We start from the raw sequence: 26599 nt of genomic DNA, 5'->3' as shown, positions 1-26599 counted from the left end.
TACTGCATGGGGAACGGCAGCTCAAGAGGTTTTGCGTTTGCTGCCAGGGGGCTACTTGCGTTGTTGATCGCGGTGAGTTCGGGGCTGCCGGATATTGCCCATGCTCGCATCGACGAGTTGCCGGTGCGCGCCAAATGCATCTATGTCGGCCGGTCCGCGACGGACTCCTCCAAATCCCTGTGCGTGAGCAAGGAAAGCTTCGAGCGCGACGTCTGCGGCGTCATCGATCACTATGCCGCCGCCAATGATCTGCCTCCGGCCTTCTTTGCGCGCCTGATCTGGCGCGAAAGCCTGTTCCGGCCGAATGCGGTCAGCCCGAAAGGGGCTGAAGGCATCGCGCAGTTCATGCCGGGCACGGCCAAAATGCGCGGTCTTTCCAACAGTTTCGACGTCGTTGCCTCCTTAGGGAAATCGGCCGAGTATCTCGGTGAACTCAAGACGCGCTACGGCAATCTCGGCTTTGCTGCCGCTGCCTACAATGCCGGCGAAAATGGGCTGGAGCGCTTCCTCGAAGTGGATTGGCTGCCCGCGGAGACGCGCAACTACGTACTGGCGATCACCGCCTATAGCGTCGAGGACTGGCGGGACAATCCACCCAAGACACTCGACCTGACGCTCGACAGGAACAAGAACTTTCTCGACGGCTGCGTGGCGCTCGCAAGCACGCGGCGGCTGCGCGAGATCGACGTGATCGACGAGGCGGAGTGGGCGCCCTGGGGCGTGCAGCTTGCCGCGCATTTTCAGAAGTCGGTCGCGCAGCGACTGTTCGTCAACGCCGTCAAGCGGCTGCCGGCCCCAATCCGCGGCGAGAAGGCATTGCTCCTGCGCGAACGCAATGCCAGCTTCGGCCGCCGCATTCGTTATGCCGCCCGCATCGGCCGCGATAGCCAGGCGGAAGCCAATGCGCTTTGCGCCACCATTCGGAAAAATGGTGGCGCTTGCATGGTCTTCAGGAACTGACCGCCATTTTTGCTGGGGTGAGTCCGTCGCCGGCGCCGATTTGTCCGGCACTATGCGGCAGGCTACCGAGCGCCTTGAGGGTTTTGACCACGGCTTCATCGATCGGTGTACGCGGCTCCTCGCCGAGCAAGTCCAGCAATCGATCGTTCGGCATCTGCAGCGGCTGCCGCCAGAGGTAGCGCATCTTGCGCAACTCCCGGAACAGCGGAACGAAGGGGGAGGCCAGCGTCATCAGCCACCATGGAAAGGCACGTGCCGGAAGTCTTTGCTGTCCCGCTGCGCGACGGATGGCGGCGATCATCTTCGTGCCGTCGTCATCGACGAAACCGCGCATATGGTAGACGGCAAAGGCAGGCAGGTCCTCGGCGCGCTCGATTAGACGGATCAGCGTCTCTGCCACATCGGGCAGATAGGCCCATTGGTGCGCGATGCCCTTGCTGCCGGGATAGCTGATAGCGGTCAGTGGCTTGCCCGGCTTGACCAGCCCTTGCGAGAACCAATTGTTGGCGGCATCGGGACCGAAGAAATCCCCTGCCCGCAGGATGATCACACCGATACCGGCGTCTGACGCAGCCTTTAGCCGAAGTTCCATTTCCTTGCGGATGATGCCCTTGTCCGTATGTGGGTTCTGCGGGCTTTCCTCGGTCAGGACAGGGAAAGCATCCGGACCGAAATTGTAGATCGTGCCCGGCAGAAGGATGCGCGCGCCTTCCGCCTTCGCGGCAGCAATCGTGTTGTCGAGCATTGGCAAGACCAGCTTGCCCCAGTTGCGGTAACCCGGCGGATTGACGGCATGCACGATCAGTTCGACGCCTTCTGCGGCGGCGCGAACGTCCAGCCGCTTCATTGCGTCGCCCTCCACCCATTCGAATGCCGGTGCCGTCTGTGCGGCCCTGGCGATATCGCGATTGAGTGCGCGCACTCTCCATCCCCGCTGGCTGAGGCCGCGGGCAACGGCACCACCGATGCCGCCCGTCGCGCCCAATACCAGGACTGTTCTTGCCTGTTCCAGATTGTCGGTCATTACATCTGCTCCATCGGTTCTGATGGAACCAATGTCCTGTAATACCGGGATAAACGGAATTGCTGTTTTCTGTTTCGTTGTTATACTTTTATGTATGAGCAAGATCGAGCCGAGCTGGGACTACTACCGGACATTCCTGATGGTGCTGAAAGAAGGCTCGCTATCGGCGGCCGGGCGCGAGCTCGGCCTGACGCAGCCGACCGTCGGGCGCCATGTCGATGCGATGGAAGCGATGCTCGGCTTTCCCCTCTTCACCCGTTCGCCGCAGGGGCTGCTGCCGACCGATGCCGCCCAAGCGCTGCGGCCTTATGCAGAAACACTTGCCGCAACGTCAGCGGCCCTCCTTCGCGCCGCCTCCGGCCAGCAGGACACGGTCAGCGGCACAGTGCGCATCAGTGCCAGCGAAGTGGTCGGTATCGAGGTGTTGCCGCCGATCCTCGCCGAGCTGCATGCGCAATATCCCGATCTGACCATCGAGCTGTCGGCGTCCGATGCGATCGAGGATATCCTTCGGCAGGAGGCGGAGATTGCCGTGCGCATGGCCGCGCCCAGTCAGGATGCACTGGTGGCGCTTCACATCGGTGCGGTGCCGCTCGGCTTTCATGCCCACCGCCGATACATCGAGCGGCGCGGCATGCCGAAGACGCTTGCTGATCTCAGCCGGCACAGCCTGATCGGCTATGATCGCGAGACGGCGGCAATCCGGGCGATCATCGCCCGCTCGCCGGATCTGCCGGAGGTGCGCTTTGCGCTGAAGGCTGACAGCAACCTCGCGCAGCTTGCCGCCATTCGCGCCGGTTTTGGCATCGGTATCTGCCAGAATGCGCTCGCCGCCCGGGATCCCGACATTCTTCCAGTCTTGGCGGACGGCTTCACAATGAAGCTCGAGACCTGGCTCGTCATGCATGAAAACCTGAAGACGGCGCCGCGTTGCCGTGTGGTCTTCGATGCGCTGGCCAAAGGCCTGAGAGCCTACATTCGCCAGCCCGAAGTTGCGACTGTTCAATAAAAAAGCCCGCCGATCGGCGGGCTTTTCAGTTGGTTGGAGCGGTCTGTCAGGCTTCGGCTTCAGGCGTTTCCGATGCGCCGTTTTCCGCAGCCACCAGGTCCTCGCCCTCTTCGTCGCCTTCCGGTTCGCTGATGCGTTCGACCGAGACGACCTTTTCGTCCTTGGCCGTCGAGAAGATCGTCACGCCCTTGGTGGCGCGGCTGGCGAGCCGAACACCATTGATCGGCACGCGGATCAGCTGGCCGCCATCGGAAACGAGCATGATCTGGTCGTTGTCTTCGATCGGGAAGGCCGCGACGAGCACGCCGATTTCTGCCGTCTTCGAGGTATCGGTGGCGCGGATGCCCTTGCCGCCGCGACCCGAGGTGCGGAAATCGTAGGAGGACGAACGCTTGCCGAAGCCCTTTTCCGAAACCGTCAGCACGAACTGTTCGCGCGCCTTCAGCTCTTCGTAGCGCTCGTTGGTGAGTTCGCCGCCTTCGGTGACTTCCTCGCCGACCAGAGCGATTTCTTCCTCTTCGCCGTTCGTCGTGCGCCGCTCGGCGGCTGCGCGCTTCAGATAGGCTGCCCGTTCCCATGGCTCGGCGTCGACATGGCCGAGGATGGCCATCGAGATGATGCGGTCGCCATCGCCAAGGTTGATGCCGCGCACCCCGATCGAATTGCGGCCGGCAAAGACGCGCACGTCGTCGACGGGGAAGCGGATGCACTGGCCGAGCGCCGTCGTCAGCATGACGTCGTCATGTTCGGTGCAGGTGTCGACCGAGAGAATCTCGTCGCCATCTTCCTCCAGCTTCATCGCGATCTTGCCGTTGCGATTGACCTGGACGAAGTCGGACAGCTTGTTGCGGCGAACCGTGCCACGGGTCGTCGAGAACATGACGTCGAGGTTTTCCCACGTCGTTTCGTCCTCGGGCAGCGGCATGATCGTCGTGATGCGTTCGCCGGGTTCCAGCGGCAGCATGTTGATCAGCGCCTTGCCGCGCGACTGCGGCGTGCCGATCGGCAGACGCCAGACCTTCTCCTTGTAGACGATGCCACGCGAGGAGAAGAACAGAACCGGCGTATGAGTATTGGCAACGAATAGCCGGGTAACGAAGTCCTCGTCCCTGGTTGCCATGCCGGAGCGGCCCTTGCCGCCACGACGCTGCGCACGATAGGTCGTCAACGGCACGCGCTTGATGTAGCCGAGGTGCGAGACGGTCACGACCATGTCTTCGCGGGCGATCAGGTCCTCGTCGTCCATGTCGGGACCGCCTTCGGCGATCTCGCTGCGACGCGGCGTGCCGAATTCCTCGCGAACGGCGGTGAGTTCGTCCTTGACGATGGTCATGATGCGAAGGCGCGACGACAGGATATCGAGGTAATCCTTGATTTCCTCGCCGATCTTGTTGAGTTCGTCGCCGATTTCGTCGCGACCGAGCGCGGTCAGGCGCTGCAGACGCAGGTCGAGGATGGCGCGCGCCTGCTCTTCCGACAGATTGTAGGTGTTGTCTTCGTTGATCCGGTGACGCGGATCGTCGATCAGCCGGATGAGGCTGTCGACGTCATGTGCCGGCCAGCGGCGCTCCATCAACTGTTCGCGTGCGGTCTGCGGATCGGGCGCATGCCGGATCAACTTGATCACTTCGTCGATATTGGCAACCGCGATGGCGAGGCCGACCAGGACGTGGGCGCGGTCACGCGCCTTGCGCAGCAGGTATTTCGTTCTCCGGCTAACGACTTCCTCGCGGAAGGAGACGAAGGCCCGCAGCATGTCGAGGAGCGTCATCTGTTCCGGCTTGCCGCCGTTGAGCGCCACCATATTGCAGCCGAAGGACGACTGCAGCGGCGTGTAACGGTAAAGCTGGTTCAGGATGACGTCGGCATTGGCGTCGCGCTTGAGCTCGACGACGACGCGATAGCCCTGACGGTCCGACTCGTCGCGCAGATCCGAGATGCCTTCGATGCGCTTGTCGCGCACCAGTTCGGCCATCTTCTCGATCATTGTCGCCTTGTTCACCTGATAGGGGATTTCGGTGATGATGATCTGCTCGCGGTCGCCGCGCATCGGCTCGATATGGGCACGGCCGCGCATGATGACCGAGCCGCGGCCGGTCTCATAGGCCGAGCGGATGCCCGAGCGGCCGAGAATGAGCGCGCCGGTCGGGAAGTCAGGCCCTGGGATGATTTCCATCAACTCCGGCAATTCGATCGCCGGATTGTCGATCAGCGCCACGCAGCCGTTGATGACTTCGACGAGGTTGTGCGGCGGAATGTTGGTCGCCATGCCGACCGCGATGCCGCCGGCGCCGTTGACGAGCAGGTTCGGGAACTTCGCGGGCACCACCACCGGCTCGCTCAGCGTGCCGTCGTAGTTGTCGCGGAAATCGACCGTTTCCTTGTCGAGGTCGTCAAGCAGCGAGTGCGCGGCCTTCTGCAGGCGGCATTCGGTGTAGCGTTCTGCCGCCGGCGGGTCGCCGTCGACGGAACCGAAGTTGCCTTGGCCGTCGATCAGCGGCAGCCGCAGCGACCAGTCCTGGGCCATGCGCGCCAGCGCATCGTAGATCGCCGAGTTGCCGTGTGGGTGGTATTTACCCATCACGTCGCCGGTGACACGGGCGCATTTGACGTACTTCTTGTTCCAGTCGATGCCGAGTTCGCTCATCCCGTAGAGGATGCGGCGATGAACGGGTTTCAGACCGTCACGCACATCTGGAAGCGCGCGGCTGACGATGACGCTCATGGCGTAATCGAGATAGGACCGCTGCATTTCCTCGATGATGGAAATCGGCTCGATGCCTGGCGGAGTCTTTCCGCCGCCGGGAGTGCTTTGCTCAGTCAATTGTGATCACGATCTTTGTTCAGAATCAGTCGGATATTTATAGCCGAATGCGCCTGGAAGCGCCAATTTTGGCCCGTGGTTGTGAACAGTCTTTTGCCGTCGGAGCAGGCTTTTCTAGGGCATTGCAGCGTAAATCGGAAGTGCTGGCGACAAAGTCGGCTGCCCGGCCTGAACGGCTGTGAGAAGGTTCCGTCACATCCTCATTAAGCTATTGCTTAAGCTTTGGCCACCGACCCCTTCCCAAGCCCCCTCCGCTTGCCTAACAATGCCGATCCGCCACCGGGAAAACTCGGGGTGACAATCCGGAAGGGGAAACGGATGTTCAATGTCGACCTGCTGGTCAACGCACTCACCACGCTGCTCGTTACGCTCGATCCGCCGGGCCTTGCCCCGATCTTTCTGAGCCTCACGGTCGGCCTCAGCCGGCAGGAACGGTTTCAGGTCGCGACGCGCGGCTCGCTGATCGCCTTCTTCATCCTTGCCGCCTTCGCCGTATTCGGCAACGGCATTCTCGGTCTGCTCGGCATCTCCATCGGCGCCTTCCGCATCGCCGGCGGCCTGCTGTTGTTCTGGATCTCGTTTGAGATGATTTTCGAGAAGCGTCAGGAGCGGAAGGAAAAGACCGGCGAAAACGCCACCGTCAAGGACCACATCCACAATATCGCCGTGTTCCCGCTCGCCCTGCCGCTGATTGCCGGACCGGGCGCGATCTCTGCGACGATCCTGCTCGCCGGCTCGTTCCCGACCGCGGTCGAGCGCACGCAGCTGCTGATCGTCATCGCGCTGTCGATGGTCAGCCTCTTCCTGGCCCTTGTTATCGCCGAACGCATCGACCGCTTTCTCGGCGTCACCGGCCGGGCAATCCTCACCCGCCTGCTCGGCGTTATCCTGGCGGCATTGGCGGTTCAGTTCGTCGTTGATGGCGTGAAATCGGCAATGGCGATCTGAGGCCATTGCGACGTTGGCTGGCCGAGGCTTTCGTTTGAACGCAAGAAGGGCCGGCGTATGTCGGCCCGAGATTGATGACAAAGCTGATTTCGCCGTCCGACCGTTCTGCCGTCATCCTCGGGCTTGACCCGAGGATCCAACCCTGTCGCCACGGCGCAAGGGCCAGGGGGCGCTGGATGCTCGGGTCAAGCCCGAGCATGACGCAAAGAGAGGAGCTTTTGGCGATCCGCGTGTTGCACAGAGGCGAGGTTCGTCAACGGCGTAAGGGCCGGTTTCCCGGCCCTTCTTCAATGTCACGATATTGCCAAACCAAGACCCGCATCGTCTGAGGCTGGTCGCCACAGTGCTTCCGCGACGGCAGATCGCTGAGGCGTGGCTCAGAACGGGATGTCGTCGTCCAGGTCGCGCGAGAAGTTGCCCCCACCCTGGCTGCCCTGACCACCCTGGCCGCCGCCGGAGCGTCCGCCACCGGAGGACTGGCGCGGCTGCTGGTCGTAGTCGTCGTAGCCACCACCGCCGCCACCGAAGTCACTCGAACCGCCACGGCTGACGCCGGAGCCACCGCCCTCGCCGCGACCGTCAAGCATCGTCAGCGTCGAGTTGAAGCCCTGCAGCACGACTTCCGTCGAGTAACGGTCGTTGCCGGTCTGGTCCTGCCATTTGCGGGTCTGCAGCGCACCTTCGATATAGAGCTTGGCGCCCTTCTTGACGTATTGCTCGACGACCTTGCACAGGCCTTCGTTGAAGACGACGACGGTGTGCCATTCGGTTTTCTCGCGACGTTCGCCGCTGTTGCGGTCGCGCCAGGTCTCCGATGTGGCAATGCGCAGGTTGGCGATCGGCCGGCCGTCCTGCGTGCGCCGGATTTCCGGGTCCGCCCCGACGTTGCCGACCAAGATTACCTTGTTGACACTACCAGCCATATTGCTTTTCCCGTGGTTTTGCCGCGCCACCGGCACGGCTTTCGAATTTCAAGAACGCACATCTTAGCGGTCCGCCGCTGCGGATACGCCCCGCATCATACATAATCCACAACAGATTTGGTCGATTTGCGCGTTGTTTGTTCTTTCTTTGTTCTAATATTTCACTATGATCCTGTCAACCGAATCGAAATGGCCACCAGTTTTGCCGATTGCGCCTCGACATGGGCGTTAGCGTCATTACATAGGGGGCTTTCAACCGACATGCAAAAGCTGGCTTCCGATGAGCGAACTCAAGACCATCTCCATTCGTGGCGCGCGCGAGCACAATCTCAAGGGCATCGACCTCGATCTGCCGCGCAACAAGCTGATCGTGATGACCGGGCTTTCAGGCTCCGGCAAGTCGTCGCTTGCCTTTGATACGATCTATGCCGAAGGCCAGCGCCGCTACGTCGAGAGCCTGTCGGCCTATGCGCGCCAATTCCTCGAGATGATGCAGAAGCCGGATGTCGACCAGATCGACGGCCTGTCGCCGGCGATTTCGATCGAGCAGAAGACGACCTCGCGCAACCCGCGCTCGACCGTCGGAACCGTGACCGAGATCTACGACTACATGCGTCTGCTTTTCGCGCGCGTCGGTGTGCCCTATTCGCCGGCGACCGGGTTGCCGATCGAGAGCCAGACGGTCAGCCAGATGGTCGACCGGGTTCTCGCCTTCGGCGAAGGAACGCGCCTTTATATCCTTGCGCCGCTCGTGCGCGGTCGCAAGGGCGAGTACAAGAAGGAACTCGCCGAACTGATGAAGAAGGGTTTTCAGCGCGTCAAGGTCGACGGCACCTTCTACGAAATCGCCGAGGTTCCGGCGCTCGACAAGAAGTACAAGCACGACATCGACGTGGTCGTCGACCGTGTCGTCGTGCGGCCCGATCTTGCCTCGCGCCTGGCCGACAGCCTGGAAACCTGCCTGACGCTGGCCGATGGTCTTGCCGTCGCCGAATTTGCCGACAAGGCGCTGCCGCCGGAAGAAACGGCTGCCGGCGGCTCGGCCAACAAATCGCTCAACGAAACCCACCAGCGCGTGCTGTTTTCGGAAAAATTCGCCTGCCCGGTCTCCGGCTTTACGATTTCCGAGATCGAGCCACGCCTGTTCTCGTTCAACAATCCTTTCGGCGCCTGCCCGACCTGCGATGGTCTCGGCAGCCAGCAGAAGATCGACGAAGCGCTGATCGTGCCTGAAGACAACAGGACGCTGCGCGACGGCGCGATCGCGCCCTGGGCGAAATCATCGTCGCCCTACTACAACCAGACGCTGGAAGCGCTTGGCAAGGTTTTCGGCTTCAAGCTCGGCAATCGCTGGAGCGAGCTGTCTGCCGACGCGCAGAAAGCCATCTTGCATGGCACGGAGGAGAAGATCGTCTTCCACTATGAAGATGGTGCCCGCTCCTACAACACCACCAAGAATTTCGAGGGCATCGTGCCCAACCTCGAGCGCCGCTGGAAGGAAACCGACAGCGCCTGGGCGCGCGAGGAGATCGAGCGCTATATGTCGGCAGCCCCCTGCCCGGCCTGCGCCGGCTTCCGCCTGAAACCGGAAGCGCTCGCGGTCAAGATCGACACGCTGCATATCGGTCAGGTCACCGAGATGTCGATCCGCGTCGCCCGTGACTGGTTCGAGGCTCTGCCGGCGCATCTCAACACCAAGCAGAACGAGATAGCGGTTCGCATTCTCAAGGAGATCCGCGATCGCCTGCGCTTCCTCAACGACGTTGGCCTCGAATATCTCAGCCTGTCGCGTAACTCCGGCACACTGTCGGGCGGCGAGAGCCAGCGCATTCGCCTGGCATCGCAGATCGGCTCCGGCCTGACGGGCGTGCTTTACGTGCTGGACGAACCGTCGATCGGCCTGCATCAGCGCGACAACGCTCGCCTGCTCGATACGCTGCGCCACCTCCGCGACATCGGTAATACCGTCATCGTCGTCGAACATGATGAAGACGCGATCCTGACCGCCGACTATGTCGTCGATATCGGCCCGGCGGCCGGCATCCACGGCGGCGAGGTTATCGCGCAAGGGTCGCCCGCGGACGTCATCTCGAATCCGAAGTCGCTGACCGGAAAATATCTCTCCGGCGAGTTGTCGGTTGCCGTGCCGAGCGAGCGCCGCAAGCCGAAGAAGAAAAAGGAAATCGCCGTCGTCGGTGCGCGGGCCAATAACCTGAAGAATGTCACGGCGTCCATTCCGCTTGGCATTTTCACGGCCGTTACCGGCGTGTCGGGTGGCGGCAAGTCCACGTTCCTGATCGAGACGCTCTACAAGGCAGCCGCCCGTCGTATCATGGGTGCCCGCGAAAACCCGGCCGAGCATGACCGTATCGACGGCTTCGAGCACATCGACAAGGTGATCGACATCGACCAGTCGCCGATTGGCCGCACGCCGCGCTCCAACCCGGCCACCTATACCGGCGCCTTCACCCCGATCCGCGACTGGTTCGCCGGGCTGCCGGAAGCCAAGGCCCGCGGCTACCAGCCCGGCCGCTTCTCTTTCAACGTCAAGGGCGGGCGCTGCGAAGCCTGCCAGGGCGACGGCGTCATCAAGATCGAGATGCACTTCCTGCCGGATGTCTACGTCACCTGCGACGTCTGCCACGGCAAGCGCTACAACCGCGAAACGCTGGACGTGCACTTCAAGGGCAAGTCGATCGCCGACGTGCTCGACATGACGGTCGAGGAAGGCGTGGAGTTCTTTGCTGCCGTTCCTGCCGTGCGCGACAAGCTGGTGACGCTGAACCAGGTGGGGCTTGGCTATATCAAGGTCGGCCAGCAGGCAAACACGCTGTCGGGCGGCGAAGCCCAGCGCGTCAAGCTCGCCAAGGAACTGTCGAAGCGCTCGACCGGACGCACGCTTTATATTCTCGACGAACCGACGACCGGCTTGCATTTCCACGACGTGGCAAAGCTTCTTGAAGTTCTGCATGAACTCGTCAACCAGGGCAATTCCGTCGTCGTCATCGAGCACAATCTCGAAGTCATCAAGACGGCCGACTGGGTCATCGACTTCGGTCCCGAAGGCGGCGATGGCGGTGGTGAAGTCATCGCCAAGGGAACGCCGGAGGACGTGGTCAAGGAGCCGCGCTCCTACACCGGTCAGTTCCTGAAGGAGCTGCTGGAGCGTCGTCCGATGAGAAAGGTCGAGGCGGCCGAGTGAGCGTCTCGGGCAACGGGCGGAGCAGCGCTGTCGCCGGTCTCGCGATGATGCGACCGGCGACGATGAACGACCTGCCCGCCGTGCAGGATGTCACCGTTGCAGCCTACGCGCCCTATACGGTCCTGCTCGGTGGACCGCCCTTGCCCGTAGCCGAGGATTACGAGGCTCGCATCGCGCGCGAAGAGGTCTGGATCCGAGACGATGGCGACGCGATTTCCGCGCTTGCCGTTTTCGAACGGCAGACGGATCACCTTTTGATCTTCAGTATCGCGGTTGCACCCGCCTTCCAAGGCCAGGGAATTGGGATCGAACTGTTGCGAGTCCTTGATGCGCAGGCGGTCGAACGGGGCGTGGCGGAAGTGCGGCCGTCTGCCAATGCGCGGATGGAGCGAAGCATCGCACTTTACCGTGCCTATGGTTTTCAAGAAATGGGTCGCCGCCCGAACCCCTATCGGCCAGGGTAGACGCTGGTGCATATGGCCAAGCCCGCAGCGTGGACGGCCGTTGAACAAAGCTAGATGCGGCTTGAATTTGCCGCCATGAGGAGGATGGGATGACACAATCCGGAAAGATCCGCGTTGGTATTGGCGGTTGGACCTTCGAGCCCTGGGAGGGCACGTTTTATCCCGACCGCCTGTCGAAGAAGCGACAGCTTGAATTTGCCGGCAAGGAGTTGCGGGCGATCGAGGTCAACGGCACCTATTATTCGTCGCAGAAGCCGGAAACCTTCGCCAAGTGGGCGGCCGACGTGCCGGATGGTTTCATCTTTTCGCTGAAGGCCAGCCGCTTCGTCACTAATCGCAAGGTTCTGGCCGATGCCGGTGAATCCATGCAGAAATTCCTGACGCAGGGGCTGACGGAACTCGGGCCCCATCTCGGGCCGATCCTGTGGCAGTTCGCGCCGACGAAGAAGTTCGAGCCGGAGGATTTCGAAGGCTTCCTCAAACTCCTTCCGGAAAAGCAGGATGGTCTGCCACTGCGCCACGTCGTCGAGGTGCGCAATCCGACGTTCCAGGTACGCGAGTTCGTCGACCTGCTTGAAAAATATAAGGTGGCCGTCGTTCTCGCAGAACATGCGGACTATCCGATGATCGCCGATGTCACCGCCGATTTCGTCTATCTGCGCCTGCAGAAGGGCAGTGACGACATCAAGACCTGCTATGCGAGCGACCAGCTCGATCTCTGGGCGGAGCGCGCCAAAACCTTTGCTGCCGGCGGAGAGCCGGATGTGCTGGCCAAGAGCGCACCCGATCGCAAGGCAAAGAAGGAGCCGCGCGATGTCTTTGCCTTCTTCATCACCGAAGGCAAGGTGAATGCGCCGAACGGCGCGCGCGAGCTGCAAAAACGCGTCGACTGACCGTAACGCGAGGCGCGGGAGACCACCCGCGCTATGTTTTGAATGGTCGTGTGGGGCGGCCTCAGGAACCTTGGAACGAATCAGGTTCGCTGCCGCCCACATCGGTCGTCGCGGCGCAATCGCGATTGCCCCTGCGGATGCCATTTATGTGCTTTTTTACCCTTCAAAAATTTCATTTTCCGCCTGCCGCTGCGGCAGTGTCACAGACAACCTGCGGAAGTGCCTGATTTTCAAGGCATTGGCCGCTGTCCCCGTTTTCCACAGCCGATCCACACAACATCTAGCGCTCAAACTTCCGTCACAAACCACCCCTTGACGCCCCGGGACGATTCACGGTTAATGGATTTTACGTTGCGACGGCGGCGGACCGGATTGTTTTGAGCCCGGTTCATCTCACCAAATCGTCGGTGCTGGCAGGCGGTAATTGCGGGTTCCCCGCTTGAGCCGCAGCGAGAGATTTTGTGCGCATTTTCGGGCCTGCTTGAGCAACTTTTGGCTGGCATAACGAAGTTGTTGATACTATATTTAGTGTTTGCAGCCAGCCTACCTCACAAGATACAGGGTCACCCAAATCTGGGTTTCCCTTCAAGGACGGAAGCTGAGACTGGCTGCGGAATGCCTCCGCGGCCGGGCGGGGACAACTGCGCCTGTGGCGGGCGCATGGCAACACGAAGGACACGGGACAATGCTGATCGAACGTCGTTTCACGAAAGCCGGGCAATCCGCCTATGCGGAGATAGAGTTCCGCAAGGCTACGAGTGAAATCAAGAATCCGGACGGCTCGATCGTCTTCCGTCTTGCCGATATCGACGTACCGGCGCAGTTCAGTCAGGTTGCCGCCGATATTCTCGCCCAGAAATATTTCCGCAAGGCCGGCGTGCCTGCGAAGCTCAAGCGCGTCGAGGAGAACGATGTCCCCTCCTTCCTCTGGCGCTCGGTTCCCGACACGGAGGCGCTGAAGGCGCTGCCGAAGGATGAGCAGTACGGTTCCGAAACCGATGCCCGTCAGGTTTTCGATCGCCTGGCCGGCACCTGGGCCTATTGGGGCTGGAAGGGCGGCTACTTCGACAGCGAAGAAGACGCCTCCGCCTTCCGCGACGAACTTGCCTATATGCTCGCCACCCAGCGCGTCGCGCCAAACTCCCCGCAATGGTTCAACACAGGCCTGCATTGGGCCTATGGCATCGACGGCCCCGGCCAGGGCCACTTCTATGTCGATCCCTTCACCGGCAAGCTGACGAAGTCCAAGTCTGCCTACGAACACCCGCAGCCGCATGCCTGCTTCATCCAGTCGGTTGCCGACGACCTCGTCAACGAGGGCGGCATCATGGACCTTTGGGTGCGTGAGGCGCGCCTGTTCAAGTACGGCTCCGGCACCGGCTCCAACTTCTCGCATCTGCGCAGCGAAGGCGAAAAGCTTTCGGGCGGCGGCAAGTCGTCGGGCCTGATGTCCTTCCTGAAGATCGGCGACCGCGCAGCCGGTGCCATCAAGTCCGGTGGCACCACCCGTCGCGCCGCCAAGATGGTCGTCGTCGATATCGACCACCCGGATATCGAGGAATACATCAACTGGAAGGTGAAGGAGGAGCAGAAGGTTGCAGCGCTCGTCACCGGCTCGAAGGTCGTCGCCAAGCATTTGAAGGCGATCATGAAGGCCTGCGTCAACTGCGACGGCACCGACGATGCCTGCTACGACCCCAAGCAGAACCCGGCGCTCAAGCGCGAGATCCGCGCTGCAAAGCAGGCGCTGGTTCCTGAGAATTACGTCCAACGGGTCATCCAGTTCGCCAAGCAGGGTTACAAGGACCTCGAGTTCAAGACCTACGACACCGACTGGGACTCGGAAGCCTATCTCACGGTTTCGGGCCAGAATTCCAACAACTCCGTCTCGATCAAGGATGACTTCCTGCGCGCCGTCGAAGCCGATGGCGACTGGCACCTGACCGCCCGCAAGGACGGCCGCGTGATGAAGACGCTGAAGGCGCGCGACCTCTGGGAGTCGATCTCTTACGCCGCCTGGGCGTCGGCCGATCCGGGCCTGCACTTCAACACGACGATGAACGACTGGCACACCAGCCCCGCCGCCGGCCCGATCCGTGCGTCGAACCCGTGCTCGGAATACATGTTCCTCGACGACACCGCCTGCAACCTCGCCTCGCTGAACCTGATGATGTTCAAGGACGCGGCGACGAAGCGCATCAACATCGCCGACTACGAGCACGCCGTGCGTCTGTGGACCGTGGTCCTCGAAGTCTCCGTGATGATGGCGCAGTTCCCGTCCCGCGAGATTGCCGAACTGTCCTACGAATACCGCACGCTCGGCCTCGGCTATGCCAATATCGGCGGCCTGCTGATGTCCTCCGGCATTCCCTATGACTCGACCGAAGGCCGCGCCATTGCCGGCGCGCTGACGGCGATCATGACCGGCGTTTCCTATGCCACTTCGGCGGAAATGGCGGCCAAGCTCGGTCCGTTCCCGGGCTTTGCGCCGAACCGCGACAACATGCTGCGCGTCATCCGCAACCATCGCCGCGCCGCTTATGGCGAGACGACGGGCTATGAAGGCCTCTCGGTCAACCCGGTCGCCCTCATCCATGGCGAAAATCCGGACCAGGACCTCGTCATCCACGCCATGAGCGCCTGGGACAAGGCGCTGGAGCTCGGCGAGAAGCACGGCTACCGCAACGCCCAGGCAACCGTCATCGCGCCGACCGGCACGATCGGCCTTGTCATGGACTGCGACACGACCGGCATCGAGCCCGATTTCGCGCTGGTCAAGTTCAAGAAGCTCGCCGGTGGCGGTTACTTCAAGATCATCAACCGCGCCGTTCCGGAAGCTCTGCGTTCGCTCGGCTACACCGAGAGCCAGCTTGCCGAGATGGAAGCCTATGCCGTCGGCCATGGCAACCTCAACCAGGCGCCTGCGATCAACCCCTCGACGCTGAAGGCCAAGGGCTTCATCGACGAGAAGGTCGAGGCCGTCAACGCTGCCCTGAAGTCGGCCTTCGACATCAAGTTCGTCTTCAACCAGTGGACGCTCGGCGCGGACTTCCTCAAGGGTGCGCTGAAGGTCACCGACGAGCAGCTCGCGCAGATGGACTTCAACCTCCTGGAGCACATGGGCTTCTCGAAGAAGGATATCGAAGCGGCCAACATCCACGTTTGCGGCGCGATGACGCTTGAAGGCGCGCCGTTCCTCAAGAACGAACACCTGCCCGTCTTCGATTGCGCCAACCCGTGCGGCAAGATCGGCAAGCGTTACCTCTCGGTCGAAAGCCACATCCGCATGATGGCTGCCGCCCAGCCGTTCATCTCGGGCGCCATCTCCAAGACGATCAACATGCCGAACGAGGCGACCGTCGAGGATTGCAAGAACGCCTACATGCTCTCCTGGAAGCTGGCGCTGAAGGCCAACGCGCTTTATCGCGATGGTTCCAAGCTGTCGCAGCCGCTGAATGCCTCGTTGATCGAAGACGAGAACGACGAGGATGCGCTGGAGGATCTGATCCAGGCGCCGGCCGCTGCCCAGGCCGTGACCATCACGGAGAAGATCGTCGAGCGCGTCATCGAGAAGGTGATCCGCGCCCGCGAAAAGCTGCCGAACCGCCGCCAGGGTTACACCCAGAAGGCGGTTGTCGGTGGCCACAAGGTCTACCTGCGCACCGGCGAATTCGGCGATGGCCGCCTCGGCGAGATCTTCATCGACATGCACAAGGAAGGTGCCGCCTTCCGGGCGATGATGAACAACTTCGCGATCGCCATCTCGCTCGGCCTGCAATACGGCGTGCCGCTGGAAGAATATGTGGAGGCCTTCACCTTCACCAAGTTCGAGCCGGCCGGCATGGTCCAGGGCAACGACGCGATCAAGAACGCGACGTCGATCCTCGACTACGTCTTCCGCGAACTGGCCGTGTCTTACCTCGGCCGTCACGATCTGGCCCATGTCGACACGTCCGACTTCAGCAACACGGCGCTCGGCAAAGGGATCCAGGAAGGCAAGACCAACCTGATCTCCACCGGCTGGACCCGCGGCTACAAGCCCTCCATCGTCGGCGGCACGGCCGATCGCGCCGGTGAGCCGAAGGGTTCGTCGACCGCTGCCCCTGCCCGTGCCTCCTCCAGTGCAACGGTAACCTCGATTGCCGGCAACACGGTCCGCAAGATCGAGCAGACGACAGCGATCGCAACCTCTGAAATCGTCGCCTTCAAGCGCGACTACGAAGAGCGCGCGGCGGAACTCGCCGAGGAAATCGCCGAGGAAACGGTCAGCGAGACGGTAACGGAAGTGACGGCCCTGTTCTCCGACAAGGCGGCCGCCGAAGCGGCATCGGCCAAGTCGGACGCCAAGAAGCTCGAAGCCGAACGCCGCGCCCGCTCGATCATGCAGGGCTATACCGGCAACATCTGCTCCGAGTGCCAGAACTTCACCATGGTGCGCAACGGCACTTGCGAGAAGTGCGACACCTGCGGCGCCACCAGCGGCTGCAGCTGATATCTGCTGGAATCTCTTGAAGAATAAAGGCCAGCCCGGAGGAAACTTCGGGCTGGCTTGCAACTTGGAACAAACAGGGAACCTAAGATTGCACTGATGCTCGAGCCGTGTGTCCGAACGATGTGCATGGTGCAGGCTCCCAAAGCTGTTTCACTTGTCGAACGCGAGTTCATCCCAAATGACTGTCCCCAACATCGACATCATCCTCGAAGATCCGAGCAAGGACGATCTACGCACGATCGTCGCGACGCTTGATGCCTATAACGATGCGCACAGCGGTATGGTCGACCAGCCTGGCTTCGCCGTCCTCATTCGCGATCCCGAAACGAAGGCGGCAATCGGCGGGCTTTATGCGACAGATGGCTATGGCTGGGGTTTCATCCGCTATCTCGCGGTGCCGGAAAGTTTCCGCGGCCAAGGCCTGGGGCAGCGATTGATCGCCGAAGCGGAGAAGATTGCGCGCGATCGCGGTTACATCGGCCTTTGGCTCGATACTTTCGAATTCCAGGCACGGCCGTTTTACGAAAAGCGGGGATTCGAGGTGTTCGGCCAGCTGGAGGGCGGGTCCGGTGCTATCCCGCGTTATTTCCTGAAGAAGCGGTTTGAGAGTTAGCTGACTTCAAAGGCAGACGCGTTCGCGTCGCTGGCCCTGACGCGACCATTGCTTCGGTTGATGGGAGCGTGGGAGATCGCACCCGCGCAACCGAAGCCGTTTTGGCGAAATGCCCATTTCCATGGGATTCCAGTCTGCCCTCACCGGATTATTTCGGTGAGACGATGCCCTGGTAATAGTCGCCGTCGCCGCCAACATAATTCACACCATAACCACCACCCGTGGTTTGCGCACAGGCAGCCAAGGTGGAGAGAACGAGTAGCAACATCGCGGTTTTCATAGGCTTTTGCTCCTTCAGCATCGTTTGATCTTCGGCCGTGCGCTACCGCCGAAGCGACGCATGACGATTTGACCCGACAATTCTATGATACTCGGCGCGGTGAGTATCAAGGACATTGATTGTTTAAGGCTAATTTGTGCTTGCCTGTGATGTGTTCAATGCCTGCGTGTAACTTGAGTGCGGCAAACGCGCCTGCTTCAGGCCAGGCCGTCGTTCTGGTCATGGCCCTGGCTTTGAACGCGCCAGCGCTCTTACTGCCAGAAGGGTGAACCAGGCAGACAACGGCGGGCGCCGAGGTGCCTGGCTCTCAGAAACTTGCCTCAAGCCGCCTGCCCAGGGAAAACCGAAACGAAATCTCACGTCGACAGATGTTTGCCCGAATGCTCGCGCTCTCGCCAGTAACGCAGCCGGAGGCGCGGCGCCATGACCCACGCGATGAAGGGCGTGAGGATGAAACACGTCACCACGACGACCGGTAGGAAGTACTTGGCGTTGTCGGCCAGCACCGGAATGGAGAGAACGATGACTGCACCGATGCCGAAGAGCACGGCGTTGATCATTAGTCCAACCATGATGGCAAGCTGCAGGCGTACGGACATGCTGGCCTCCCTCGAGAACCACCCAATGGGAACGCTGCCTTTTGCGAATGGTTCCAGAGTCCGGATTGTAGCAGAAACGGTTTACTCGCGAAATAAGAGCACAAATCGGCCGCCGTTCGTTTTCTCCCTGTCGTTTCCACGCCGCTGCCCTATGCTTGTCGTCAAGCGACCGATCACCCAATTGGATTGGGACATGTGAGCTGTACCGCACAACCTGATTCACTGTCGATCGCTTCAGTCTGAGGGAGACCGCATGCCGAGCAGTCCTTACGAAACCCTGGGCGTCAACCGGGACGCCAGGCAAAAAGATATTCAGAGCGCCTACCGCAAGCTCGCCAAGAAACTTCATCCCGATCTCAATCCCGGAGACAAGGGAGCCGAGGATCGTTTCAAGGCGGTATCGGCCGCCTACGCGCTGCTGAGCGACGAGGAGAAGCGCGGCAAGTACGATCGCGGCGAAATCGACGAGACCGGCGCGGAAACGGCACCGAGAAACTTCTACCGCGATTATGCCGGAGCCGGCGACACGGCCGGGCGCTACGAAAGCGCCCACGGCTTCTCCGATTTCGGCGATGCGGACGATATCTTCTCCAGCTTCTTTTCTCGTCGTGGTCGGGGCCAACAATCCATGCGCGGGCGCGATGCACATTTCTCGATGGAGATCGATCTGCTCGAGGCGGTCAATGGCGCCAAGAAACAGATCAGCCTGCCGGGTGGCGGGCCGGCCCTTGATCTGACGATCCCACCGGGTACGCGCGACGGCCAGACGCTGCGTCTGCGCGGCAAGGGTGAGCCCGGTCTCAACGGCGCGGCCGCCGGTGACGCGCTGATCGACATTCGCGTGCGGCCGCATTCGCTGTTCCAGCTGGATGGCGAGGATGTGCGCTATGACATTCCGATTTCGCTGAGCGAAGCGGTGCTTGGCGGCAAGATCCGGGTTCCGACCATGGACGGCGCCGTCAATGTCACGATCCCGCCGAACTCCAACACCGGCAAGGTCTTGCGGCTGAAGGGCAAAGGCCTGCGCAAGCCGGGTGGCGGCCATGGCGATGCCTATGTGACGTTGAAGATCACGCTTTCGCCGCAGGCAGATCCGGCGCTCGCCGCCTTCGTCGAGGGCTGGGCGGCCGGAAAAGCGGAGAATCCGCGCAAGAACCTGGGAGGCAACGCATGAACGACAGCGAGTTTTGCGAACACCTCCAAATCGAGGTCACGGTGCTCAAGGTCTGGGTCGAGCAGCGCTGGCTTGTGCCGCGCCGGGCCGAGAGCGGCTGGCACTTCGAAAACGATGATCTCGCCCGTGCCCGGCTCATCCAGGACCTGACCGGCCCCATGGGCGTCAACGATGAAGGCGTCGACGTCGCCATGCAGTTGCTCGATCAGATCCATGGCCTTCGCGGCCGGTTGGGCGCGTTGATGACGGCAATCCGCAGCCAGGATCCGGACATTCAGAGGCTGATACTGTCTCGGGTCGAAGACGAATAATCAACCGCGATCGCCGGCATCGCGACAAGACCAACGGTTTCGGCAACGAGCAAGGTGTTGACGAAGTCCTGCGGCCGCGCCTGCCTGCGACTTACTTTCCACCGGCGCCGGCCCGCGGAGACCCTGCTCGGGCTCCATCGAGGCAATCGTTAGGATTCGACTAAAAGGCGACCGCCTATTTTCACCTGGCTTCAAGCGAAATCGCGCAAAAAGGAAAGGATTGATAACCGGGGAAGGCAGGCGGAGAAAGTGGTACAGGTCGTTACGGTATCCGCGACCACAGCGGCCTATGCGGCAGAAGCCGTCAAGCCGAAAGCGCGTGTGTCCGGTGATGGCTCGGCCGACGAGGCGATCACCCTGCTTTCGACCCGTCGTTCCGGCGAGCCCACGATCACCCCCGCATCCGTTCCGAAGATGAAGGGCGCCCTGCCCCTGTCTTTGATGCTGATGAGCGCCGACGGCCGGCTGCCCCAGCAGACCGAGGCGGAAACCTTGCGCCGCTATCTCGAATACATGCGCGACGACGAGGACATGCCCGAAGAGCGCAAACACAATGGCCGGCAGGAAGATCCCGCCGGCCAGGAAGATGAGAACGGCGCCGCCGCCTGAGGCAGAGCCGCGCGTCACATCAGATTCGTCAGTGGTGCTTTTGACCGCCCGCAGCCGCAGCGCCACCGCTCGGCGTACCCACGGCAAGCGTGGCATCGACCTTACCGGCCTTCTCGAAGACGAGCGTAACCGGCACCGCTTCGCCCTCGGCAAACGGCTTCGACACCTGCATGAACATCAGATGCAGGCCGCCGGCCTTGAGCTTGACGGTCTCCCCGGCGGGGATGGCAACGCCGTCATCGAGCTTGCGCATCTTCATCACGTCGTTCTCCATCGCCATTTCGTGGATCTCGACGCGACCTGCGACCGCGCTCTCGACTGCCATGAGCCGGTCGTCAACGCTGCCGCCGTTCTTGATCGTCAGGAAGCCGCCGCCAACCTTGGCCCCCGGCAGCATCGCCTTGGCCGCGCCGCCGGAAATTTCGAGGTCGCCAACCTTTACCGGACCGTCCGCAGCCATATGCTCGCCGTGACCGGCATGCTCGTCGCCACCGGCCAGCGTCACCGTCACGGTGGGCGCCGGGCTCTTCAGGTCATGTGCGCTCTGGCCTTCGGCGGCCACCTCGTCCCAAACCACCTTACCGTCGGTACCGCACAGCTGGGTGGTCGGGAAGGCAAGTACGGTTTCCTTGTCGAAGCCTGAGATCTTACCCTTGACGACGAAGGTGTCGAAGAACTCCTCGGGCAGATTGCCGCCTTTCCAGCGGATCTCGATCGGGCCGGACGAGACCTTGTCACCGTGATTGTCATAGGTCTTCTGGTAATCGCCCTTGATGATTTCCAGCTCCCAGCCGGGCTTTGGCTGTGGCTTGGCAAAGACGAAGCCTTCGGGCAGCTTCATCTGCACTTCGGTCGTTGCCTTGCCGTCGCACCCATGCGGCACCTGCAGCACCGCCTTGAAGCTCGTTTCAGATTGCGCGCTGTCGGTTTCGAACGTCGCATGTGCGTGGGCGATGCTTGCGGTCGTAAGCGTAAGGCCGAGGGAAAGCACAGTCAGTCTGGTCGTGTTCATGTCGTACACTCCTGACCACATGCCGGTGGGAGCCCGGTGCTGTCGTGGTCGATGCCGCCATCGCGGCGCATTGAAATTGAATGCGGTGGAAGCGTTACGACTGGTGAGGAGGTCCGCGCGGCGGCGGCAGAAGGCGCAGGTGCCGGACGGTGATTTCGCCTTGCGCGCGGTGCAGATTGGTGCGCCAGCTGCCGGTTTCTGCGCGTTCGCTTTGCTGCGGCGGCGTCGGTAGCAGGGCAGCGCCCGCGAGCCGGCAGGCCTCGCAGACCGGCGCCATTGATGGCGACTTGCCGCTATCGTGGTCGATGCCGTCCATGCCGAAGCAGATATCGGCGATGGTTCCGTCGGGGAGCTGGTAGGCTGCGATCTCTGCAGGCGTCAGGCTTTTCGCCATCGCCGGCTTATGCGCGAAGGACAGGATGACGAGCGCGAAGGCGGCGACGATCCGCACAGCGATCCGCAAATGTCCTTCGCACCTAGTCATTGTCGTCCCCGGTATCGATCCTGAGTTATCCTCAAGCGGAGGAGAATGCAAAGGCAGAATTGACGCACCCGTTTCCGCGACTGAAAATCGCTGCGACAAAAATGTGTTTGACCGCGACACCGCCCCCTTGCCAAGTTCACGGGTTCGCCGTTATTTGGAGGCGATCTTGTTGGGAGAAACCGGTTCGCTCCGGTGCCGAAGGAGCAACCGCCCCGGAAACTCTCAGGCCAAAGGACCAGCAAGGTGCCGGTAGGACTCTGGAGAGAAGCGTTTTTGCGCTCGCCGAAGGGATAACAATCTCAGGCAAAGGGACAGAGGGGGCTCGAATTTGACGGCGTCTGACGCCGGAAGTGTGAGCCGGCGCGCGTGCGCCAGACCTGGAGGCCGGAGTTGGAAGAGATTTCCCATTTGAAACATACGCCGCTGCATGCGCTGCATCTGTCGCTGGGTGCCCGCATGGTGCCCTTTGCCGGCTACAGCATGCCGGTCCAATACCCCGACGGCGTGATGAAGGAGCACCTGCATACGCGCACCGCGGCAGGCCTGTTCGACGTCTCGCACATGGGCCAGGTCATCGTCCGGCCGAAGTCCGGCAAGATCGAGGACGCAGCCCTGGCGCTGGAAAAGCTGGTGCCGGTCGATGTGGTCGGCCTTGCCGAGGGCCGGCAGCGTTATGCGATCTTCACCAATGCCGAAGGCGGCATTCTTGACGACCTGATGATCGCCAACCGCGGCGACCACCTCTTCCTGGTCGTCAACGCCGCCTGCAAGGATGCCGATTTCGAGCATTTGAAGAAGGGCCTCGCCGACATCTGCGAAGTCACGATGCTGGACGATCGCGCGCTTATCGCGTTGCAGGGACCGCACGCCGAGGCAGTTCTTGGCGAATTGTGGGCTGACGTCTCGGCCATGCGCTTCATGGATGTCGCCGAAGCCGATCTGCACGATGTTACCTGCATCATCTCCCGCTCCGGCTACACCGGCGAAGACGGTTTCGAGATTTCCATTCCCTCGGTATCGGCCACCGACGTCACCCAGCGGCTGCTCGAACATCCTGATGTCAAGCCGATCGGCCTCGGCGCGCGCGATTCGCTGCGTCTCGAAGCGGGCCTTTGTCTCTACGGCAGTGATATCGATACCACGACCACGCCGGTCGAAGGCGCCATCGAATGGGCGATGCAGAAGAGCCGGCGTGCCGGTGGCGCCCGCGAGGGCGGCTTTCCCGGCGCGGATCGCATTCTTGGCCAGTTCGCAGAAGGCGCATCTCGCCGCCGCGTCGGCCTGAAGCCCGAGGGCCGCGCGCCGGTGCGCGGCGGCGCCAATCTTTTTGCCGACACCGAGGGCAAGACGCTCGTCGGCAAGGTTACATCAGGCGGATTCGGCCCCACCGTCGATGGCCCGGTTGCCATGGGCTATGTCGACGCCACCCATACCGACAACGGCACGACGGTTTATGCGGAGGTGCGCGGCAAATATCTGCCGGTCGTCGTCGCCGCCCTGCCCTTTGTCAAACAAACCTACAAACGCTGATCAGGAGAGAGCGCAAATGTTGAAGTTCACCGACGAACACGAGTGGCTGAAGGTCGAAGCTGGCGTAGCAACGGTCGGTATCACCGAACACGCGGCCGGCCAGCTCGGCGACCTCGTCTTTGTGGAACTGCCGGAAACCGGCTCCACCTTTGCCAAGGGCGACACGGCCGCAACCGTTGAATCCGTCAAGGCAGCATCCGACGTTTATTGTCCACTTGATGGCGAAATCGTCGAAATCAACCAGGCGATCGTTGACGACCCGTCGCTGGTCAACAGCGACCCGCAGGGCGCTGCCTGGTTCTTCAAGCTGAAACTCGCCGATCCGAACGCAGCCGACGCCCTTCTCGACGAAGCGGCCTACAAGGAGCTCGTCGCCTGATGAGCATGCCCAAGGACTTCACCTTTACCGACTACAAGCCGTATGACTTCGCCAACCGGCGTCATATCGGTCCGTCGCCGGCCGAAATGGATGAGATGCTGAAGGTCGTCGGTTATCCGTCGCTCGACGCCCTCATCGATGACACCGTGCCGCCGTCGATCCGTCAGAAGACGCCGCTCGCCTGGGGCGCGCCGATGACCGAGCGCGAAGCGCTCGACAAGATGCGCGAAACCGCCAACCGCAACCAGAAGCTTGTGTCGCTGATCGGCCAGGGTTATTACGGCACGATCACGCCGCCGGTCATCCAGCGCAACATCCTGGAAAACCCGGCCTGGTACACGGCTTACACGCCGTATCAGCCGGAAATCAGCCAGGGTCGCCTGGAAGCGCTGCTCAACTACCAGACCATGGTCTGCGACCTGACCGGCCTCGACGTTGCCAATGCCTCGCTGCTCGACGAAGCGACGGCCGCCGCCGAAGCGATGGCGATGGCCGAACGTGTCTCAAAGTCCAAGGCGAAAGCCTTCTTCGTCGATGAGAACTGCCATCCGCAGACGATCGCTCTCCTGAAGACCCGTGCCGAGCCGCTCGGCTGGCAGATCATCATCGGCAACCCGTTCACCGATCTCGATCCGGTCGATGTCTTCGGCGCCATCTTCCAGTACCCGGGCACCTACGGCCACGTCCATGACTTCACCGGCCTGATCGCCCGCCTGCACCAGACCGGCGCGATCGCGACGGTCGCGGCCGATCCGCTGGCACTTGCGCTGCTGAAGTCGCCCGGCGAAATGGGTGCGGACATTGCCATCGGCTGCACCCAGCGCTTCGGCGTTCCGGTCGGCTATGGCGGCCCGCATGCCGCCTACATGGCCGTCAAGGACGCGCACAAGCGCTCGATGCCCGGCCGTCTCGTCGGCGTCTCCGTCGACGCGCGCGGCAACCGCGCCTATCGTCTGTCGCTGCAGACCCGCGAACAGCACATCCGCCGCGAAAAGGCGACGTCGAACATCTGCACCGCCCAGGTGCTGCTTGCCGTCATGGCCTCGATGTATGCCGTCTTCCATGGACCGAAGGGCATCAAGGCGATTGCCCAGAGCGTTCACCAGAAGACCGTTCGCCTCGCCATGGGCCTCGAAAAGCTCGGCTACACTGTCGAGCCGGACGTATTCTTCGATACGATCACTGTCGATGTCGGCAAGCTGCAGGGCATCATCCTCAAGACCGCCGTCGCCGAGGAAGTCAACCTGCGCAAGATCGGCGACACCAAGATCGGCATCAGCCTCGACGAGCGCTCGCGTCCCGTCACGCTCGAAGCCGTCTGGCGGGCCTTTGGCGGCGACTTCAAGGTGGAAGAGTTCGAGCCGGGTTATCGCCTGCCGCAGCCGCTGCTGCGCACCAGCGAATACCTGACCCATCCGATCTTCCACATGAACCGCGCCGAAAGCGAAATGACGCGCTATATCCGCCGTCTTTCGGACCGCGACCTCGCGCTCGACCGGGCGATGATCCCGCTCGGCTCCTGCACGATGAAACTCAACGCCACGGCGGAGATGCTGCCGATCACCTGGCCGGAATTTGCCGAAATCCATCCTTTCGTTCCGAAGGATCAGGCCGCCGGCTACCAGCACATGATCGAGGACCTGTCGGAGAAGCTCTGCGCCGTTACCGGCTATGACGCGATCTCCATGCAGCCGAACTCCGGCGCCCAGGGCGAGTATGCCGGTCTGCTGACGATCCGCGCCTACCACCTGGCGCAGGGCAACGGCCATCGTGATGTCTGCCTGATCCCGACCTCGGCCCACGGCACCAACCCGGCCTCTGCCCAGATGGCCGGAATGAAGGTCGTTGTTATCAAGGTCAGCGACAACGGCGACATCGACATGGACGATTTCCGTGCGAAAGCCGAGCAGTACGCGGAAAACCTCTCGTGCTGCATGATCACCTATCCCTCGACGCACGGTGTGTTCGAGGAGAACGTGCGTGAGGTCTGCGAGATCGTGCACAAGCACGGCGGCCAGGTCTACCTGGACGGCGCCAACATGAATGCCATGGTCGGCCTTGCCCGCCCCGGCGACATCGGCTCCGACGTCAGCCACCTGAACCTGCACAAGACCTTCTGCATTCCGCATGGCGGCGGCGGTCCCGGCATGGGCCCGATCGGCGTCAAGGCGCATCTGGCACCTTACCTGCCGGGCCACCCGGAAACGGATGGCAATGACGGTGCGGTTTCGGCAGCTCCCTTCGGCTCGGCCTCGATCCTGCCGATCTCCTGGAGCTACTGCCTGATGATGGGCGGCGAAGGCCTGACCCAGGCGACGAAGGTGGCGATCCTCAACGCCAACTACATCGCCGCAAGGCTGAAAGGCGCCTACGAGGTGCTCTACAAGTCGTCCAAGGGCCGTGTGGCGCATGAGTGCATCATCGACACCCGTCCGCTGGTCGAAAGCGCCGGCGTCACCGTTGACGACGTTGCCAAGCGCCTGATCGACTGCGGTTTCCACGCTCCGACCATGAGCTGGCCGGTCGCCGGCACGCTGATGATCGAGCCGACGGAATCGGAAACCAAGGCCGAGATCGACCGCTTCTGTGATGCAATGCTGGCAATCCGCGAGGAAGCCCGCGCCATCGAGGAAGGCCGGATGGACAAGGTGAACAATCCGCTGAAGAACGCTCCGCACACGGTCGAAGACCTGGTCGGCGATTGGGATCGTCCCTATTCGCGCGAACAGGCCTGCTACCCGCCGGGCGCCTTCCGGGTCGACAAGTACTGGTCGCCGGTCAACCGCGTCGACAACGTCTTCGGCGACCGCAACCTCGTCTGCACCTGCCCGCCACTGGAAAGCTACGCGGAAGCAGCAGAATAAGCTGA

21 protein-coding genes and 1 riboswitch are annotated in these 26599 nt (G+C 61.9%); of the genes, 14 read left to right on the top strand and 7 right to left on the bottom strand.

All coding sequences use genetic code 11. The annotated features are described in order from the left end of the window. Positions 1 to 117: 117 nt before the first annotated feature. Positions 118 to 960: a lytic transglycosylase domain-containing protein gene (locus tag BC363_RS26485; RefSeq protein WP_244512826.1), complete on the top strand. Its 843-nt coding sequence runs from the start codon at positions 118 to 120 to the stop codon at positions 958 to 960. Here the strand turns inward: BC363_RS26485 and BC363_RS26480 are convergent. After that, positions 950 to 1984: an NAD(P)H-binding protein gene (locus BC363_RS26480; protein ID WP_065780284.1), complete on the bottom strand. Its 1035-nt coding sequence runs from the start codon at positions 1982 to 1984 to the stop codon at positions 950 to 952. The genes BC363_RS26485 and BC363_RS26480 overlap by 11 nt on opposite strands. Before the next feature lie 94 nt (positions 1985 to 2078). Between BC363_RS26480 and BC363_RS26475 the strand changes: the two genes are divergently transcribed. Further along, complete coding sequence (locus tag BC363_RS26475) at positions 2079 to 2993, top strand: LysR family transcriptional regulator (RefSeq protein WP_065780283.1); 915 nt, start codon at positions 2079 to 2081, stop codon at positions 2991 to 2993. A gap of 46 nt (positions 2994 to 3039) precedes the next feature. Here BC363_RS26475 and gyrA read toward each other — a convergent pair whose 3' ends face one another. Next, complete coding sequence (gene gyrA / locus BC363_RS26470; protein WP_065780282.1) at positions 3040 to 5817, bottom strand: DNA gyrase subunit A; 2778 nt, start codon at positions 5815 to 5817, stop codon at positions 3040 to 3042. Positions 5818 to 6135: 318 nt separating this feature from the next. On the opposite strand from gyrA, the gene BC363_RS26465 reads away from it, so the two are divergent. Further along, positions 6136 to 6765, top strand: a complete 630-nt coding sequence (locus BC363_RS26465) for a MarC family protein (RefSeq protein WP_053247458.1) — start codon at positions 6136 to 6138, stop codon at positions 6763 to 6765. 377 nt (positions 6766 to 7142) lie between these two features. On the opposite strand, the gene BC363_RS26460 is transcribed toward BC363_RS26465, so the two are convergent. Next, on the bottom strand, positions 7143 to 7688 hold the full coding sequence (locus tag BC363_RS26460) for a single-stranded DNA-binding protein (RefSeq protein WP_065780279.1): 546 nt from the start codon (positions 7686 to 7688) through the stop codon (positions 7143 to 7145). Between the two features lie 280 nt (positions 7689 to 7968). Between BC363_RS26460 and uvrA the strand changes: the two genes are divergently transcribed. From uvrA to BC363_RS26435, 5 genes are all read left to right on the top strand, one after another. Next, positions 7969 to 10890: an excinuclease ABC subunit UvrA gene (uvrA, locus tag BC363_RS26455; protein ID WP_065780278.1), complete on the top strand. Its 2922-nt coding sequence runs from the start codon at positions 7969 to 7971 to the stop codon at positions 10888 to 10890. A 44-nt stretch (positions 10891 to 10934) separates the two neighbouring features. Continuing rightward, the gene (locus BC363_RS26450) at positions 10935 to 11354 is read left to right on the top strand and encodes a GNAT family N-acetyltransferase (RefSeq protein ID WP_065780375.1); all 420 of its coding nucleotides are present in this window, start codon (positions 10935 to 10937) and stop codon (positions 11352 to 11354) included. A gap of 89 nt (positions 11355 to 11443) precedes the next feature. Next, positions 11444 to 12247: a DUF72 domain-containing protein gene (locus BC363_RS26445; RefSeq protein WP_065780276.1), complete on the top strand. Its 804-nt coding sequence runs from the start codon at positions 11444 to 11446 to the stop codon at positions 12245 to 12247. A gap of 685 nt (positions 12248 to 12932) precedes the next feature. Further along, entirely contained in the window at positions 12933 to 16739 is a 3807-nt protein-coding gene (locus tag BC363_RS26440) for a vitamin B12-dependent ribonucleotide reductase (protein ID WP_065780274.1), read from the top strand. A gap of 178 nt (positions 16740 to 16917) precedes the next feature. Continuing rightward, entirely contained in the window at positions 16918 to 17352 is a 435-nt protein-coding gene (locus tag BC363_RS26435; protein WP_065780272.1) for a GNAT family N-acetyltransferase, read from the top strand. A 148-nt stretch (positions 17353 to 17500) separates the two neighbouring features. Here BC363_RS26435 and BC363_RS35720 read toward each other — a convergent pair whose 3' ends face one another. Next, positions 17501 to 17653 (bottom strand): hypothetical protein, encoded by a 153-nt coding sequence (locus BC363_RS35720; protein WP_161491367.1) that lies wholly within the window; start codon positions 17651 to 17653, stop codon positions 17501 to 17503. 335 nt (positions 17654 to 17988) lie between these two features. Beyond that, positions 17989 to 18231: a hypothetical protein gene (locus BC363_RS26430; protein ID WP_065780270.1), complete on the bottom strand. Its 243-nt coding sequence runs from the start codon at positions 18229 to 18231 to the stop codon at positions 17989 to 17991. Positions 18232 to 18484: 253 nt separating this feature from the next. Here BC363_RS26430 and BC363_RS26425 point away from each other — a divergent pair, with 253 nt between their 5' ends. The 3 genes from BC363_RS26425 (at position 18485) to BC363_RS26415 (ending at position 20325) form a co-directional block, all read left to right on the top strand. Beyond that, positions 18485 to 19405 (top strand): DnaJ C-terminal domain-containing protein, encoded by a 921-nt coding sequence (locus BC363_RS26425; RefSeq protein ID WP_065780268.1) that lies wholly within the window; start codon positions 18485 to 18487, stop codon positions 19403 to 19405. Further along, on the top strand, positions 19402 to 19716 hold the full coding sequence (locus BC363_RS26420) for a chaperone modulator CbpM (protein WP_065780266.1): 315 nt from the start codon (positions 19402 to 19404) through the stop codon (positions 19714 to 19716). The genes BC363_RS26425 and BC363_RS26420 overlap by 4 nt, the downstream gene beginning before the upstream one ends. Positions 19717 to 19965: 249 nt before the next feature. Further along, positions 19966 to 20325, top strand: a complete 360-nt coding sequence (locus BC363_RS26415) for a hypothetical protein (protein ID WP_065780263.1) — start codon at positions 19966 to 19968, stop codon at positions 20323 to 20325. A 28-nt stretch (positions 20326 to 20353) separates the two neighbouring features. Here the strand turns inward: BC363_RS26415 and BC363_RS26410 are convergent, their stop codons facing one another. Further along, entirely contained in the window at positions 20354 to 21337 is a 984-nt protein-coding gene (locus tag BC363_RS26410; RefSeq protein WP_065780261.1) for a DUF1775 domain-containing protein, read from the bottom strand. Between the two features lie 94 nt (positions 21338 to 21431). Further along, entirely contained in the window at positions 21432 to 21821 is a 390-nt protein-coding gene (locus tag BC363_RS26405) for a hypothetical protein (protein ID WP_065780259.1), read from the bottom strand. A gap of 160 nt (positions 21822 to 21981) precedes the next feature. Then, positions 21982 to 22069: riboswitch (glycine riboswitch) on the top strand. 142 nt (positions 22070 to 22211) lie between these two features. Between BC363_RS26405 and gcvT the strand changes: the two genes are divergently transcribed. Genes gcvT through gcvP form a run of 3 tightly spaced genes read left to right on the top strand, consistent with a single transcriptional unit; the run spans position 22212 to position 26594 of the window. Next, a complete protein-coding gene (gcvT, locus tag BC363_RS26400; RefSeq protein ID WP_065780258.1) occupies positions 22212 to 23351 on the top strand; it encodes a glycine cleavage system aminomethyltransferase GcvT in 1140 nt (379 codons plus the stop codon). A 16-nt stretch (positions 23352 to 23367) separates the two neighbouring features. Further along, positions 23368 to 23730 carry a glycine cleavage system protein GcvH gene (gene gcvH, locus BC363_RS26395; protein WP_065780256.1) on the top strand — a complete coding sequence of 121 codons (363 nt, stop codon included), beginning with the start codon at positions 23368 to 23370 and terminating at the stop codon, positions 23728 to 23730. After that, positions 23730 to 26594 (top strand): aminomethyl-transferring glycine dehydrogenase, encoded by a 2865-nt coding sequence (gene gcvP, locus BC363_RS26390; protein ID WP_065780254.1) that lies wholly within the window; start codon positions 23730 to 23732, stop codon positions 26592 to 26594. The genes gcvH and gcvP overlap by 1 nt, the downstream gene beginning before the upstream one ends. Positions 26595 to 26599: the final 5 nt, after the last annotated feature.

It is taken from the genome of Ensifer sp. LC384 (assembly GCF_001695865.1).
GTDB lineage: Bacteria > Pseudomonadota > Alphaproteobacteria > Rhizobiales > Rhizobiaceae > Ensifer.
This window is presented reverse-complemented; position numbering and strand designations above follow the sequence as displayed.